At 42.8% G+C, this 13,673-nt stretch carries 18 protein-coding genes; 9 read left to right on the top strand and 9 right to left on the bottom strand.

Features of this window, described 5'->3' with window-relative positions; genetic code table 11:
• The first annotated feature begins 29 nt into the window (after positions 1-29).
• From ACFSYC_RS04555 to ACFSYC_RS04520, 8 genes are all read left to right on the top strand, one after another.
• The gene (locus ACFSYC_RS04555) at positions 30-866 is read left to right on the top strand and encodes a Rossmann-like and DUF2520 domain-containing protein (protein ID WP_377124096.1); all 837 of its coding nucleotides are present in this window, start codon (positions 30-32) and stop codon (positions 864-866) included.
• Between the two features lie 19 nt (positions 867-885).
• A complete protein-coding gene (locus ACFSYC_RS04550) occupies positions 886-1,218 on the top strand; it encodes a 2Fe-2S iron-sulfur cluster-binding protein (RefSeq protein WP_377123987.1) in 333 nt (110 codons plus the stop codon).
• Between the two features lie 52 nt (positions 1,219-1,270).
• Positions 1,271-1,513, top strand: a complete 243-nt coding sequence (iscX, locus tag ACFSYC_RS04545) for a Fe-S cluster assembly protein IscX (RefSeq protein WP_377123985.1) — start codon at positions 1,271-1,273, stop codon at positions 1,511-1,513.
• A gap of 21 nt (positions 1,514-1,534) precedes the next feature.
• Positions 1,535-2,056, top strand: coding sequence for a KdsC family phosphatase (locus ACFSYC_RS04540; RefSeq protein WP_377123983.1), 522 nt, complete (start codon positions 1,535-1,537; stop codon positions 2,054-2,056).
• Between the two features lie 128 nt (positions 2,057-2,184).
• Positions 2,185-2,508, top strand: a complete 324-nt coding sequence (locus ACFSYC_RS04535) for a metalloregulator ArsR/SmtB family transcription factor (protein ID WP_377123981.1) — start codon at positions 2,185-2,187, stop codon at positions 2,506-2,508.
• 2 nt (positions 2,509-2,510) lie between these two features.
• Positions 2,511-2,975, top strand: coding sequence for an SRPBCC family protein (locus tag ACFSYC_RS04530; protein ID WP_377123979.1), 465 nt, complete (start codon positions 2,511-2,513; stop codon positions 2,973-2,975).
• Position 2,976: 1 nt separating this feature from the next.
• Positions 2,977-3,360, top strand: coding sequence for a DoxX family protein (locus ACFSYC_RS04525; protein WP_377123977.1), 384 nt, complete (start codon positions 2,977-2,979; stop codon positions 3,358-3,360).
• Between the two features lies 1 nt (position 3,361).
• Entirely contained in the window at positions 3,362-3,922 is a 561-nt protein-coding gene (locus ACFSYC_RS04520; protein ID WP_377123975.1) for a DUF4256 domain-containing protein, read from the top strand.
• A 2-nt stretch (positions 3,923-3,924) separates the two neighbouring features.
• Here ACFSYC_RS04520 and ACFSYC_RS04515 read toward each other — a convergent pair whose 3' ends face one another.
• From ACFSYC_RS04515 to ACFSYC_RS04490, 6 genes are read right to left on the bottom strand one after another with little or no spacing between them, the layout of a single operon-like run.
• Positions 3,925-4,863, bottom strand: a complete 939-nt coding sequence (locus ACFSYC_RS04515; RefSeq protein WP_377123973.1) for a hypothetical protein — start codon at positions 4,861-4,863, stop codon at positions 3,925-3,927.
• 7 nt (positions 4,864-4,870) lie between these two features.
• A complete protein-coding gene (locus tag ACFSYC_RS04510; RefSeq protein WP_377123971.1) occupies positions 4,871-5,842 on the bottom strand; it encodes a carboxypeptidase-like regulatory domain-containing protein in 972 nt (323 codons plus the stop codon).
• A gap of 13 nt (positions 5,843-5,855) precedes the next feature.
• Positions 5,856-6,812 carry a hypothetical protein gene (locus ACFSYC_RS04505; RefSeq protein ID WP_377123969.1) on the bottom strand — a complete coding sequence of 319 codons (957 nt, stop codon included), beginning with the start codon at positions 6,810-6,812 and terminating at the stop codon, positions 5,856-5,858.
• 12 nt (positions 6,813-6,824) lie between these two features.
• Positions 6,825-7,838: a carboxypeptidase-like regulatory domain-containing protein gene (locus tag ACFSYC_RS04500; protein ID WP_377123967.1), complete on the bottom strand. Its 1,014-nt coding sequence runs from the start codon at positions 7,836-7,838 to the stop codon at positions 6,825-6,827.
• Between the two features lie 9 nt (positions 7,839-7,847).
• Positions 7,848-8,813 (bottom strand): hypothetical protein, encoded by a 966-nt coding sequence (locus ACFSYC_RS04495; RefSeq protein WP_377123965.1) that lies wholly within the window; start codon positions 8,811-8,813, stop codon positions 7,848-7,850.
• Between the two features lie 8 nt (positions 8,814-8,821).
• Positions 8,822-9,811 (bottom strand): carboxypeptidase-like regulatory domain-containing protein, encoded by a 990-nt coding sequence (locus ACFSYC_RS04490; RefSeq protein ID WP_377123963.1) that lies wholly within the window; start codon positions 9,809-9,811, stop codon positions 8,822-8,824.
• A gap of 301 nt (positions 9,812-10,112) precedes the next feature.
• Here ACFSYC_RS04490 and ACFSYC_RS04485 point away from each other — a divergent pair, with 301 nt between their 5' ends.
• Positions 10,113-10,685 carry a Maf family protein gene (locus ACFSYC_RS04485; protein ID WP_377123961.1) on the top strand — a complete coding sequence of 191 codons (573 nt, stop codon included), beginning with the start codon at positions 10,113-10,115 and terminating at the stop codon, positions 10,683-10,685.
• A 24-nt stretch (positions 10,686-10,709) separates the two neighbouring features.
• Here the strand turns inward: ACFSYC_RS04485 and ACFSYC_RS04480 are convergent, their stop codons facing one another.
• From ACFSYC_RS04480 to ACFSYC_RS04470, 3 genes are all read right to left on the bottom strand, one after another.
• On the bottom strand, positions 10,710-11,645 hold the full coding sequence (locus ACFSYC_RS04480; RefSeq protein WP_377123959.1) for a Ppx/GppA phosphatase family protein: 936 nt from the start codon (positions 11,643-11,645) through the stop codon (positions 10,710-10,712).
• A 137-nt stretch (positions 11,646-11,782) separates the two neighbouring features.
• A complete protein-coding gene (gene dnaJ / locus ACFSYC_RS04475; RefSeq protein ID WP_377123957.1) occupies positions 11,783-12,955 on the bottom strand; it encodes a molecular chaperone DnaJ in 1,173 nt (390 codons plus the stop codon).
• Between the two features lie 98 nt (positions 12,956-13,053).
• A complete protein-coding gene (locus ACFSYC_RS04470; RefSeq protein ID WP_377123955.1) occupies positions 13,054-13,617 on the bottom strand; it encodes a nucleotide exchange factor GrpE in 564 nt (187 codons plus the stop codon).
• Between the last annotated feature and the right edge of the window lie 56 nt (positions 13,618-13,673).

Here is a 13,673-nt window from a genome sequence, read left to right as displayed (position 1 = left end):
CCAACCCTCCCCGGAAGGAAGGGCTTAAAATTAAAAAATTAACATCAGGTCTCCCCTTCCGGGGGAGATTAAGAGCGGGCTATATGCGCATCACCATCATCGGATCAGGCAATGTTGCCACGCACTTGTCGGCGGCGTTTAAAAATGCCGGACATCGCATCGTGCAAGTATACAGTCGCAACATGGATAATGCCGCGCTGTTGGCGTATCATGTCAAAGCCGAACCCATAGATGATCTGACGCAAATTGATTCCGAAACTGACATTTTTGTAATCGCAGTAAAAGATGATGTTATCGGTGTGATTGCCGAGCAGCTGGCGGTATATCAAAAATTAATGGTGCATACATCGGGCGCTACAGATCTGTATGCCTTGCTGGCATTTAGCGATAACGTGGGTGTTTTTTATCCGCTGCAAACCTTTAGTAAAACCAAAGAGGTTAATTTTCTTACCGTACCGGTATGCATTGAAGGCGCAAATCTGCTTATCTCAAAGCAATTGAAAGAACTGGCACAAACCATTACTAATAATGTTGCTGAGGTTGACAGCGCTCAACGTAAAATACTCCATCTGGCGGCCGTGTTTGCCTGTAACTTCCCTAACTATCTATACAATATCGCCCAGCAATTGTTAACGCAGCACAATCTGGATTTTGACCTGATAAGGCCGCTTATTTTAGAAACCGCGCAAAAAGCCATGGTAGCATTGCCTGCTACTGTTCAAACCGGCCCTGCCGTGCGTGGTGATGAGATTAGCATGGGTAATCACTTAACTTTGTTAAATGACAACCCTAATTTGCAACAGATATACAACTTGTTAAGTCAGGGTATTATCAAAATGGACATTGACCTGCGCGGGGATAAGTAATTTTGTTACTTTTGCCCAAATGAATATTTTTAAAGTAAAGATAAACTTTGAAGAAGCAGATCACGCATCTGTTGAACTACCTATAGCCGTGGGAGAATCTGTACTTGATGTTTGCATGGAGCACGGCATTGAGTTACAGCACAACTGTGGCGGCGTTTGTGGCTGCAGTACCTGCCATATTTACGTTAACAAAGGCGCGGATAATGTGCAGGAGATATCTGACAAGGAAGAGGATTTTATAGATCGTGCGATTAACCCGCGCATCAGCTCTCGTCTGGGTTGCCAATGTGTAATGATAGACGGCGATATTGAGGTTACCCTGCCGGATCAGTCGCAGTTTATGGGTCACTAATTTTACAAAGTAAATACGGATGGCCTATCCCGGCCACGAAAACAAAACAAAAATGACAGACGGAAAATTTTCACTGCCAATTAACTGGAACGATTACGAAGACATTGCCATGTCTCTTTACGAGAAATTTGGTGATGACTTTACTGAATCAAAAATATACCGCATACGCTTTACCGAACTGGTAGAGTGGGTGCTATCGTTGCCTAACTTTGCGGGTACCCGTGCCGAAGCTAACGAAGGCCACCTGGAGCAAATCCAGTCTGCCTGGGTTTATGAGTGGCGCGATAATCAATAATTATTAGCGTAATAACTGAAAATGGAATCGTTTTTAACCAAGCTAAAAGATATTACCACCTTTATTTTTGATGTAGATGGTGTATTGACTGACGGTTCTGTTTTTGTCACAGAGACCGGCGAGCAAAGCCGTGCCTTCAATATTAAAGATGGCTATGCGCTGCAATTAGCTGTAAAATGTGGTTATAATGTTTGCGCTATATCGGGCAGCCGCTCAAAAACGGCCATCTATCGCCTTAATAGCTTGGGTATAACTGATGTGTTTATGGGTGCTCATATTAAAACAGACAAGTTTAAAAATTACCTGGAATCAAAACATATCTTGCCTGCTAATGTGCTTTATATGGGCGATGATATTCCTGATCTGGGTGTAATGAAACTGGCCGGCCTACCCGTGTGCCCTGCCGATGCTTGCGAAGAGATTAAAGTGGTGAGCCAATACGTGTCGCCTTACGGTGGAGGCAAAGGCTGCGCTCGCGACGTAATAGAGAAGGTTTTAAAAGTACAGGATAAATGGATGAGCGCCGAAGCGTATAGCTGGTAAGTAATCGAGGTAGAAATTTTGAAAGTCCCGGATCGTAAAGAGTCGGGACTTTTTTCGTTTAATAAAATTCAAATAAAATTTGCGTAGTTAAATAGCTACACTTATATTTGTAGTCAAATAACTACGCAATGAATTTAAGACGAGATGTATTCCAGGCCATTGCCGACCCAACCCGGAGGGCTATTTTGCTATTGTTAGCATCGCAGACGCTGTCGGCAGGTGCAATAGCGGCTAATTTTGATACGGCCAGGCCAACCATATCTAAGCATCTGCAAATACTTACGGAGTGCGAATTGTTAAAACAGGAGCAGACAGGCCGTGAAATATACTATCACATTAACGCGACGAAAATGAAAGATGTGGCCGAATTCATCGAACCATTCCGCCAGATGTGGGATGACAGGTTTAACAAACTTGAAAGTATCATGAAACAACATCAAACCAAAAAATAGCTATGGAACGTAAAACAAAAGTTGATGCAGAAAATGGCAGGCATGACCTGACCATCACCCGCGAATTTGATTTACCGGTGAACCTGCTTTTTAAGGCCTATGTAGAGCCCGGGATTATAGAACAATGGATGAATACCACGGTACTTAAACTGGAGAGTAAGCAACACGGCAGCTATCGTATAGAAACGAAAACTCCGGATGGGAAGGTAGCTTTCAGGGCCAATGGCGCTATCCATCAGTTTAGCCCAAACCAACGTATTGTACGCACATTTGAAATGGAGGGGATGCCTTTTGGTATCCAGCTGGAGTTTTATGAGTTTGAAGCTTTAACTGACGACACCAGTAAGCTGACCATGCACGTCATCTACGAATCAAACGACAAGCGCGACCAGGTATTAAAGCTGCCATTTGCCCAAGGCATTAACATGGCGCATAACCGCCTTCAACAAATTTTAAGCGAATTATAATATGGAAAAGAGAAATTTGATCATTTATTGGACAGCGACTGTCTTGATGTCGGTGGGTATGCTGGGCAGCGGGATAAGCCAGGTATTACAGGTAAAAGCGATGGCGGATATCTTGACGCATTTGGGCTACCCTGTTTATTTTATGACCATTATTGGGGTATGGAAGGTACTGGGCGTCATTGTTATTTTACTGCCGGGATTTAAGCTGATAAAAGAGTGGGCCTATGCAGGTTTGTTTTTTACGATGACAGGCGCGCTTGTATCACATTTAATTATTGGCGATGGGGGCAAAGCGATTGTCGGCCCGTTATTTCAAACCGTTTTCATTATCTTGTCGTGGTACTACAGGCCAGTTAGCAGAAAGATAGCCTTAACCGTTTTATAACATGAGCAACAGCAAGCAATTACCAGGCAGCCAGCAAGAAGAATTGCTGGGAATATTAAAAGCCCGTTTTGAGAAAAATATGGCCCGCCATAGCAGCGTTGCTTGGTCAGACGTAATAGCGAGACTAACGGCCAATGCTCATAAGCTCTGGTCGATCAACGAAATGGAAGTGACCGGCGGCGAGCCGGACGTAATAGGTGTTGAAAAAACAGGCGAGATCATCTTTTGTGATTGCGCGCCCGACAGCCCCAAAGGCCGCAGAAGCATTTGTTACGACCACCAGGCACTAGAAGCCCGAAAGGAATACAAGCCCGCTGACAGCGCCGAAAATATGGCCGCAGAGATGGGTGTGGAGCTATTGACAGAACAGCAATACCGCCACCTGCAAACACTGGGCAAATTTGATCTGAAAACATCAAGCTGGGTCAGTACACCGGCGGATATTAGGAAACTGGGCGGTGCTGTTTTTTGCGACCGCAGGTATGACACCGTATTTACCTACCACAATGGCGCCGAATCTTACTACGCCGGTCGTGCGTTTAGGGGTTTGTTAAAAGTTTAGTATCAATAAGCCACCGATGCGCTCATAGCCATATCCGTACCATAAGGCATAAAGTATTTGTAAGGCACCCACTCGCGTTTATAGGCCATGGCCCAAATGTTTAGCTTGTTGCCGGTTGTTCCGGATATGCCCAGGGCAGGCCGGTAGTTGTTTTCTTTTTTTGGTCGATTCGTTTTAGGATCATAACCCAGTGAAAAACCTGCATTGTAAAAATCGCGAATCCATTCTATAGCTACAAAGAAGGTAGTGTCGGGTATATGGATGTTATACTTTTTCAGGTTGATATTTACCTGGCGTCCTACGCTTTCATCTTCTTCTATAACTTGGTTGCAAAGGTCCCGGCCCGGGCCTTTTGTAACAGGGTCTATAGCGTAAACGCGTATCCTAAACTTTGTTTTGTCCATCCTAACCATACCCGACCAGGTCAGCCCCGACAGATCTAATCCAAAGGCTAGGCGGTTTAAAGTAATACTTTTTAGTGTAGTGCCCGGTTTGGCTATGTAAAACTGCTGCGCCATTTGCAGGTAGTCGAAATTTGCGGTGCGCGTGTTGATGCCGGCATAATGCACCACATCTTTCCGGTTGTAATCATTTAGTAGTGTGTCGTTATCAAATTTTAATTTTTCATCAAAATGTTCAATAACAAATTTAGACAGCCGTATGGTATCCATCCCGTCCATCAGGTAAATCGGTATTTTAAGCTGGCGGTAGTTTTGGCTGTTCAATATTACGGTATCCTGCATATTGCTTAAATCGCCGGGGATAATAAACACGCCATCCTTTTCAGTTGCTATAGATAGTTTAGCTCTCACTATCGTAACCGACGTTTGCGGCATAGGCTTTTCGGTTAAGCTATCAACAATATGAAACTTATTCATCTTATCTTGCGCATTGGCTACAAACGCTAACAGGCAGGCGGCTATGATTATTAGTGTTTTCATGTCAGGCTTAATAATGTACAACTGCAGATAAGGCCAGTTCTAAATTAAATTGTTTATACTCCACCCATTTTTTGTCAGCGATGGTGTATACCAGCGAATTTGGGGCATTGTCTCGCCTGTTATAACCTATTAAAAAAGGCTGATAGTCGACCATGTAAAACGAAGCATCCTTGTAAACTTGTTCGCCTTTTTTGGTCACCTTGTCAACTTTCCATCCACCGCCCATGCTAATTATTTCGTTGTAAGGATCAATGATCCACGCTATCGCAACAAAGAAATTGCGGCCCGGGATAACTACTTTATCATTACTCAGATCGATATTGACCCACCGTGCGTTGTCTGTTAACGATATTTCTTTTGAAAAAAAAACGCTTTCGGGCGCTTTTGTAAACGGGTTTTGTGTGTACAACTTAAGTATAAACTTCGCTAACTTATTTTGTGTGGCAGAAGTTGGGCTCATAGGATGATCTTGCCTGCCAAGGGCTAAGCTCATTAAAATTCCATTTTGTTGCGGTACCTCGAAGAGTTTGGCAATAGTAGTTGTCGATGTGACAAAGTAGATACCCTTATAACCGAAATTGCTGACGATCCTTTTTAAGTCGTAAGCAGAAAACTTGCTTAATGTAATCATCTGGGTTTTAGTATTGGCAATGCGCACCTCGGCTAACTGAATAGCGTTAGGCTCAAGGGCTATAAACATTTGCGGCACATACGCCGACACTGCCAGACGGAGTGTTTTGTAGCCAACATAGCTATACTGCAGGCTATCGTTTGGCTTTGGTTCGTCATTGGACAACGTGTAGTAGCCACGCTCGTTAGTTTGCGTCGCTATTTTTCCTTTTAACAATCTAACGGTTACGCCCAAAATGGGTAGCTCAGTTGTTTTGTTTATCACCTGGCCCTCAAAACTATCCTGACCGAAACAGAAAGAGGGAAGCAGAAGCATTAAAAGGATGATATTGTTATTTAAGCTTTTCATAAATGGATTAATCTTAATAGCCCACCGTTGCCTTTATTGCCAGATCAGTAAAATCAGGCGAGTGATAAGTGTATAAACTCCATTGCTGATTTAGGCTAAGCGCCCAAATGTTAAGTTGAGCTCCTTTTGTTGGCAATAAACCTATGGCTGGCCGGTAATTGGTATGCCCTTTATATCCCCCAAGTTTATCGTCAATATGCACGTAACCCATATTTGCATAGTCGCGCATCCATTCAATAGCTATAAAAAAAGTTTTGTTAGGGATACGAATATTGTACTTCATTAAATTGCTAGCCAGTTTTTTATCATCCCTGCTTTTTATTTCAATCACCTTATCGCAAATATCCTTGCCGGGGCCGCCCGTTACCGGGTTTACATCATAAATCCTTAACCTAAAGGTGGTATGTTCCAGCTCCGAGTATTCATATTGCCCATTTTTGCTATTTGGTCCTATAAGTTTTGATTTATTAAGATAAAAAGCTAAACGTTCAATGGCAATACTTTTTAATAGTGTGCCGGCTCTTTGCACATCAAAACGTTGGGCAATTTGCAGATACTTAAACTCGCCGTTACCGGTATGCATGCCGGCAAAGTTGCCCACGTCAAATCGGTTATAATCGTTAATCAGCGTGTCATTTTTAAAACTAAGTTTGGTAAGTTGGCCGGCTGTTGCTTGCTTTACCAATTTAATGGTATCGAGGCCGTTTAGGCTAGCCAGGGCCATCTTGACGACGTTATAGTTTTGGGTATAAATTATTACGGTATCGCGCATCTTTGATAAATCGCCGGGGATGGCAAATACTCCGTCGTTTTCTGTCGTTATAGATAATGCCGCCCGTACAATAGCTATGGTTACTGCAGGCATCGGTTTGCGTGTAGTGCTGTCAACAATATAAAACGTATTTGTTTTTTGCTGCGCGTTAACCAACAAGGCGGTAAGGATAAAAAAGCAGGTGAGTAGGTTTTTCATTTAGCCTTGTGGTTAATAGGTTACGGTTGCTGATAGTGCTATATCATATGCGTTTATGGTTTGTGTCCAATTTACGCCATCCCTGCTGTTCCAGATAGGCACCTTGCTTAAACGGCGTTGCCAACCATTGGGATAGATAAATTGCGGTAACACCACCAAAAAAGGCTGATACATGATCCTGTATCTCGACACGTCTTCCATTGCTCTCGAGTTATCCTTTTTAGTGCCCTTTATTTTTTCGCCGATTTCTAATTTTACAATTTCGTTAATGGGAATGAGTAGCCATTCAACCACTACAAAAATTTTTTTTTCGGGCAGTGTTATCCTTTCCTTAGTTATATCAAAAGTTATCCGTAACGAGTTATCAGTTAGTGTAACTACCTTAGTATATAATTTTTTTAATGGCGCACCGGTTAAGGGATTAATAGACATGATATGTAATAAAAAGCGGGTTAGCTTGTTTGAATTTATCAGCGGGAAATCTTTGGTGTCGAACGGTATATCGTATTCAACTTTTCGTCCCAAATGCACGGTATTAAGTAAGGTGCCGGCAACCGGCGCCTCAAACTGTTTGGCAAAAAACCCAATTGTGTTGTAAGGGTAGGTGAGATAGAATTCTTTACCACGCAGGTCTCTTACGTCAGCATAGTTAAAGTTTTCGATAACCGCTTTTTTTGCTTTTGTAGCACCCACGGTAACCTCGGCCAGTTGGCCGATGGTGGGCTCAAGTTTAATGAATATGTTGGGCTGATAGCCTGTAACGGGCAGCCTGAATGCTTTAAAGCCCACATGGGTCACTACTATAGTATCGTTTGTTATCGTATAATCAGCTATTAATCTAAAATACCCTTGATAGTTACTGGCAGTAGCTTGTTTAGATTTTAAAAGAGTAACTGTGGCATCCATCAGCCCTTCTTCGGTATCGGCATTAATCAACTGCCCTTCGTAAACAGCCTGCCCAAAGCAAAAAGCCGGCAGCAGACTTAATAGCATAACAATAAAGGCGCGATAGATCAGTTTTTTCATAGTATTGTTTTAATAGCCCACAGTTGCTTTCATAGCCAGATCTGTAAAATCAGGCGAGTGATAGATGTATAAGCTCCATTGTTGATTTAAATTGAGCGCCCAAATATTTAAAGCAGCCCCTTTAGTTGGAGACAGGCCAACCGCCGGGCGATAATTTGGATAAGCTTTTTTGGTTCCATAATTATTGCCTACATGCACATAACCCATATTCATGTAATCGCGCATCCACTCTACGGCTACAAAAAATGTTTTATTGGGGATAACGATGTTGTAGCTTTTTAAGTTAATAGACAATAAGTTGTCTTCACGGCTTTTTACTTCGATAATTTTATCACACAAATCTTTACCCGGTCCACCTGTTAAGGGGCTTACGTCATACACCCTTAACCTAAACTTGGTGTGTTCTAGTTCTGTGTATTCGTACTGCCCGTTAAGTATTGACGTGCCTTTGTCTGGCAGAGGTTTAAACTTGTCAAAGTGGAATGCTAAGCGCTCGATGTCAATTTTTTTGAGCAATGTTCCGGCTCGTTTTGCATCAAACTTTTGGGCTATCTGCAAATAGTTAAACTCGCCTTTACCCATGTGCAGGCCTACGTAATTGCCAACGTCAAAACGGTTGTAATTATTTAATAAGGTGTCTGTACTTATGGTCAGGCTGGCATCAGCTATAATTATCGGCTGCTGCTGCATTTTAATGGTATCAAGATTACCAAGGTTTGCCAGAGGCAGCTTAAAAGCAATATAACGTTGCGCGGATATAACAACAGTGTCCTTCATTATTGACAGATCGCCGGGTATGGAGAATATCCCGTCTTTTTCGGTAGTTATTGATAATGATGCCCTCAAAATGGCTATGGTAGCAGAGGCAACTGGTTTATTAGTTTGTTTATCAACAACATGAAACGTGTTGTTTTTTACCTGGGCTTGAACAGCGCATGCAATTAAGCCGAAAACGAAAGTGAGCAGTTTTTTCATGGCCAGGGTTAATAGGTTACAGTTGCAGATAGTGCGACTTCAGATCTTTGGGATAGCTGAATCCACGTTTTACCGTCGTAGCTTGACCAGGTTGCGGCTCTGTTGGCCCTTGGTATAAGCACCAAAAAGGGCTGATACATAATATAGTATTCAGATACATCCAGCTTTTTTTGGGAGCCATCTTTTTTAACTTTATCCACCTTTTCGCCTATGTCAAGCCTTACTACTTCGTTAACCGGAGCATGTATCCATTCAATAGCGACAAAAAACTTCCTGTTAGGGAGGATAATTTTTTCATTACTGAGATCGAAAGTTATCCTTAATGAGTTATCATTAAGCGTAATCTCCTTTGTAAATAGTTTTTTCCCCGGTTCGCCTGTTATCGTGTCAGGTGTAATGACATGTAATAAAAATCTGGTGAGTTTGTTGGTAGATACATGTGGTAAATCATCTTTCCGTGTTGGGATATCGTATGCCAGCCGTCGCCCCAAGGTTACTGTGGTTAATACGTTCCCGGCAGCGAACGTTTCAAATTGTTTGGCAAATACCAGGGGGGCATAATAGGGCTGGGTATAGTAGTAAGAGGCCGGGCCGCGCAAATCCCTGACATCGGCATAATTAAAGTTTTGGAGGATTAATGCTTGATGCTCAGCAGCCCCAATATTTACCTGCGATAGCTGGTTGGTTGCCGGTTGCAGCCTGATAAAGATGTTTGGCTGGTAATCAGCCACCGCGAGGTTGTAACTTTTAAAGCCCACAAAGCTAACCACAAGGCTATCGTTAGCAATGGTTTCGTCAACAATTAATCTAAAATATCCTTGTTGATTAGTAGCCGTGCCTGTTTTGGCTTTTGACAATGTAACACTAGCTTTAACTAAGGCTTCGTCAGTAACGGCATTAATTACCTGCCCTTCATAAACCGTCTGTGCCTTTAAAAGGGCAGGAAACAGGCATAGCAATATAAAACAGGTAAAATAGTGATAATGCTGGTTTGGCATGTACTAAACTATCACTAAAGTTTTATAAAAATAAATACTTATAAGTAAGAAAATCAGACCTTGTAGTGATTCACTTTTACTGTTTCACCCCATTTTTCATCATTTGACGTTTTTAGCTCAAAATTTTCATGGTCAGTTTGTTACAGCTTTTAACTAAAGTGTTGGTACTGTTACACATTGTTTCACTTATTTTTATAAGTTATTTACTGTCAGTTGCTTAAATAAAAACACTGTTTCAACTGTTTCATATATTTACAGAAACAGTTTACCTTTGATTTTTACAATTCGCTATACTACTTAAATGAATAAATTTCCATCCATCATATTAGCCTCAAAATCGCCCCGTCGCCAGGAGTTGTTAACCTTAATGGATCTCGATTTCCGCATTGTATTGCGCGAAGTTGACGAATCGTACCCCAACGGCCTGACGCCCGAAGAGATTGCCGTATATATAGCCAGGCAAAAGGCCACCGCGTTTGATGAGATAGTAGGGGATGAAGTTGTATTGACTGCAGACACGATAGTAAGCATAGAAGGTAATATACTGGGCAAACCCCGTGATGAACCGCACGCTATTGAGATGCTGAAAATGCTATCCGGCAAAATGCATCAGGTAATTACGGGGGTCTGTTTGTTCTACAAACAAGAGTATCATAGCTTTTGCGAGGTGTCTGATGTCACCTTCCGCACACTGACGGAGGATGAGATTACCAGCTATGTTATGAAATACAAACCTATGGATAAAGCCGGATCTTACGGTATACAGGAGTGGATAGGTGTAACCAGCATGGCCAGCATCAACGGATCGTACACCAATGTAGTAGGTTTGCCTACAGAACGGCTCTATAGGGAATTAGAGAAGCTTACCAAATAGATTCATAGACCGCGATACGTCCCGCTATTCCATCATCTCTGCCAGCACACCTTCCTTAAGTGAGTAAGTTGACATACACACTTGATTGATTTGCAGATTAGCCAATATAAAGCGGGTAACAAGCGATGCCACAACAATCATATCTACCCTCACAGGTATAACGCCTTTCATTCCTTCGCGTTGTTGATGAGATGATCTGATAAAGGTGTCAGTTACTGAGGTTAAATCAGCAATGTCAAAAGTATAGTTTTTAATCGCCAGGCTAAAGTTGTTGCCCTTGCTCAGTTCTACCACCTCGACAAAGGTCTCAAACGCCCCCGACGAACCTATTAACGTATCAACTGGATGCTTTTGGGCAACGCCTGTCAAAGTGGTTAGTTGTTCCTGAAGGTATACATTAAGTGAGTTGATAGCATCGGCCGGGATGGGATCGGTTTGGTGAAACTTGTCCATTAGCCTGGCAGCGCCTATTTCAAAACTTTGTTTCCAAAGTATGCCGTGGGCGTTGCCCAATATAAACTCTACGCTGCCCCCGCCAATATCCATTATCAACGCGGTTTTGTCGCCCAGCCCACCGGCTAGTTTAACAGCTTTGTAAATATATTCGGCTTCCTGCTCTCCGTTAATCAGTTCAATTTGGATGCCGGTCTTGTCAGCAACCTCGTCAATAAACTGCTGCCCGTTTGCCGCGTTCCGAACCGCTGATGTTGCAATGGCCCGCACTTTGGTTACCTTGAACTTGTCTAAATCGGCTTTAAATTTAAGCATAGTAGCAACGCCGCGCTCAAAAGCGACAGGTTGTATAACGTCTTTATTAATGCCACCTTCGCCAAGTTTTACAGCCTCATGCTCATGGATCAACTCAGTGTAATCAGTAGCTGTACCTTGCGCAATTAATAGATGAAAAGTGTTGGTGCCGAGGTCCATAACGGCTACAGGTGCAGATGCTTTATTCTCCATACAGTTTATCAGGCTGACATAATAAAGTTAAAAATAGGATTAAAGTTTTAGCAACCTTCAAATAAATCGAGCCAACAAAAAAGGCTCAGAATCCTAGGATCTTGAGCCTTTAGCATCGCGCTTAATCGTTTAGCCTATTATTCAAAATATTCCTTCATCCGTTCAAAGAAACTTTTCTCGTTCTTACCTGGTGCTGGTTTAAAGTTAGGTGAGTTTTGTAGTTTCTCTAATAGAGCGCGTTCCTCGTTGCTCAAAGCTTTTGGTGTCCAAATGTTGATGTGAATCAGCTGGTCGCCGCGGTGGTATGAGTTTACCTCTGGTACACCCTTGCCTTTCAGGCGCAGGATCTTGCCACCTTGCGTTCCCGGATCTATTTTGATCTTTGCCTTACCGTCAATCGTTGGCACCTCGATACTGGTACCTAACGCTGCATCAATGAAAGTGATATGAAGATCATAAACCACATTGTTGCCGTCGCGTTTTAATGTTTCGTGCGGCGTCTCTTCAATCAGGATGATCAGATCGCCCGGTACACCACCACGTGGGGCAGCATTACCTTTGCCGCTCATGCTTAGCTGCATACCTTCGCTTACGCCTGCAGGTACGTTTAAGGTAATGGTTTCCTCTCCGCGTACAACACCGTCGCCGTGGCAAACATTACATTTCGAGGTAATTGTGCTTCCTTCGCCATTACAAGTAGGGCAGGTGCTGGTAGTTTGCATCTGGCCCAAAATGGTATTAGTTACACGCCTAACCGCGCCTTGGCCACCGCAGGTTTTACATGTTTGGAAAGATGATTTATCCTTAGCTCCTGTTCCCTCGCAAGTTTTACAAACGATTTGCTTGTTAACCTTAATTTTCTTTTCGGTGCCGTTAGCTATTTCTTCTAGTGTTAGCTTAACTTTTATACGCAGGTTACTGCCACGGGCTACTCTGCGACCGCCGCCTTGTTGTTGCCTGCCGCCGCCTCCGCCGCCAAAGAAGCCTTCGAACGGGCTCCCACCGCCAAATATGTCGCCGAACTGGCTGAATATGTCTTCCATATTCATGCCTTGACCGCCATAACCGCCACCGTTAGCAGATTGTGCATTGGCAGAATGTCCAAACTGGTTGTAGCGCTGGCGTTTCTCGGGGTTGCTTAAAACTTCGTATGCTTCGGCTGCTTCTTTAAACTTCTCTTCGGCCTCTTTATCACCCTCGTTTTTGTCGGGGTGATACTTGATAGCCATCTTACGATAAGCTTTCTTTATCTCATCAGCATCCGCACCTTTAGCTACGCCCAGTATATCGTAATAATCTCTTTTTGACATGTCTTTTTATTTCGAATTTCGAATGTTCGATTTCGGATTTGTTTTATTTCATCAGACGACAGATATCAATTTGAAAATTGAAAATCCGACCGATATCTTTACGCCCCAACGATAACTTTTGCGAAGCGAATAACTTTATCATTCAGGTAATAACCTTTTTCCATTTCGTCGATATTTTTACCTTTCATGTCGGCAGTAGGTGCTGGGATATTGGTAATAGCTTCATGTAAATCGGCATCAAATGGCTGGCCGATGGCCTCCATCGGTTTTAAACCCTTTTGGCTCAAAATGTTATTTAGTTTGTTGTGCACCAAGGCAACACCTTCTTTAACGGCGTTAATATCCGTAGCGTTTTCCATTGATTTGGCAGCACGCTCAAAATCATCAATAACAGGTATCAGAGATACAATAACCTCTTTACCGGCGGTTTGTAAAAGCTCTACGCGCTCTTTGGTAGTACGGCGTCTAAAATTATCAAACTCGGCGTACAGGCGTAAGTATTTATCATTGGCCAGGGCCAGTTCTTCTTTTAAAACATCTTCTGCCGACTTTTCGTCGACGGCGGTAGTTTGCACCTCTTCGGTATTGTTATCAATAATTTCGTTAACGCTTTCTTCAGGCGTTTCGGTCTTTTTCTTCTTCAACATATCGTTAAAATTCATAGCTTATAGCACCAATCAAATGCCTTGCCATTCGTTAAAAGCGGTCATCGTGTCAT

The sequence above is a fragment of the Mucilaginibacter antarcticus genome (genome assembly GCF_042686155.1).
GTDB classification, from domain to species: Bacteria; Bacteroidota; Bacteroidia; order Sphingobacteriales; family Sphingobacteriaceae; genus Mucilaginibacter; species Mucilaginibacter antarcticus.
The sequence above is the reverse complement of the archived record's forward strand: the minus strand, read 5'-3'. Positions and strand labels throughout refer to the sequence as shown.

Coding starts and splice junctions, on each gene's coding strand:
- ACFSYC_RS04520 (WP_377123975.1), top strand. CDS start 3,362: ATGAGCAACAGCAAGCAATTACCAGGCAGCCAGCAAGAAGAATTGCTG.
- ACFSYC_RS04540 (WP_377123983.1), top strand. CDS start 1,535: ATGGAATCGTTTTTAACCAAGCTAAAAGATATTACCACCTTTATTTTT.
- ACFSYC_RS04495 (WP_377123965.1), bottom strand. CDS start 8,813: ATGAAAAAACTGCTCACTTTCGTTTTCGGCTTAATTGCATGCGCTGTT.
- ACFSYC_RS04530 (WP_377123979.1), top strand. CDS start 2,511: ATGGAACGTAAAACAAAAGTTGATGCAGAAAATGGCAGGCATGACCTG.
- ACFSYC_RS04485 (WP_377123961.1), top strand. CDS start 10,113: ATGAATAAATTTCCATCCATCATATTAGCCTCAAAATCGCCCCGTCGC.
- ACFSYC_RS04480 (WP_377123959.1), bottom strand. CDS start 11,645: ATGGAGAATAAAGCATCTGCACCTGTAGCCGTTATGGACCTCGGCACC.
- ACFSYC_RS04515 (WP_377123973.1), bottom strand. CDS start 4,863: ATGAAAACACTAATAATCATAGCCGCCTGCCTGTTAGCGTTTGTAGCC.
- ACFSYC_RS04525 (WP_377123977.1), top strand. CDS start 2,977: ATGGAAAAGAGAAATTTGATCATTTATTGGACAGCGACTGTCTTGATG.
- ACFSYC_RS04510 (WP_377123971.1), bottom strand. CDS start 5,842: ATGAAAAGCTTAAATAACAATATCATCCTTTTAATGCTTCTGCTTCCC.
- ACFSYC_RS04550 (WP_377123987.1), top strand. CDS start 886: ATGAATATTTTTAAAGTAAAGATAAACTTTGAAGAAGCAGATCACGCA.
- ACFSYC_RS04490 (WP_377123963.1), bottom strand. CDS start 9,811: ATGCCAAACCAGCATTATCACTATTTTACCTGTTTTATATTGCTATGC.
- ACFSYC_RS04535 (WP_377123981.1), top strand. CDS start 2,185: ATGAATTTAAGACGAGATGTATTCCAGGCCATTGCCGACCCAACCCGG.
- ACFSYC_RS04505 (WP_377123969.1), bottom strand. CDS start 6,812: ATGAAAAACCTACTCACCTGCTTTTTTATCCTTACCGCCTTGTTGGTT.
- dnaJ (WP_377123957.1), bottom strand. CDS start 12,955: ATGTCAAAAAGAGATTATTACGATATACTGGGCGTAGCTAAAGGTGCG.
- ACFSYC_RS04470 (WP_377123955.1), bottom strand. CDS start 13,617: ATGAATTTTAACGATATGTTGAAGAAGAAAAAGACCGAAACGCCTGAA.
- ACFSYC_RS04500 (WP_377123967.1), bottom strand. CDS start 7,838: ATGAAAAAACTGATCTATCGCGCCTTTATTGTTATGCTATTAAGTCTG.
- iscX (WP_377123985.1), top strand. CDS start 1,271: ATGACAGACGGAAAATTTTCACTGCCAATTAACTGGAACGATTACGAA.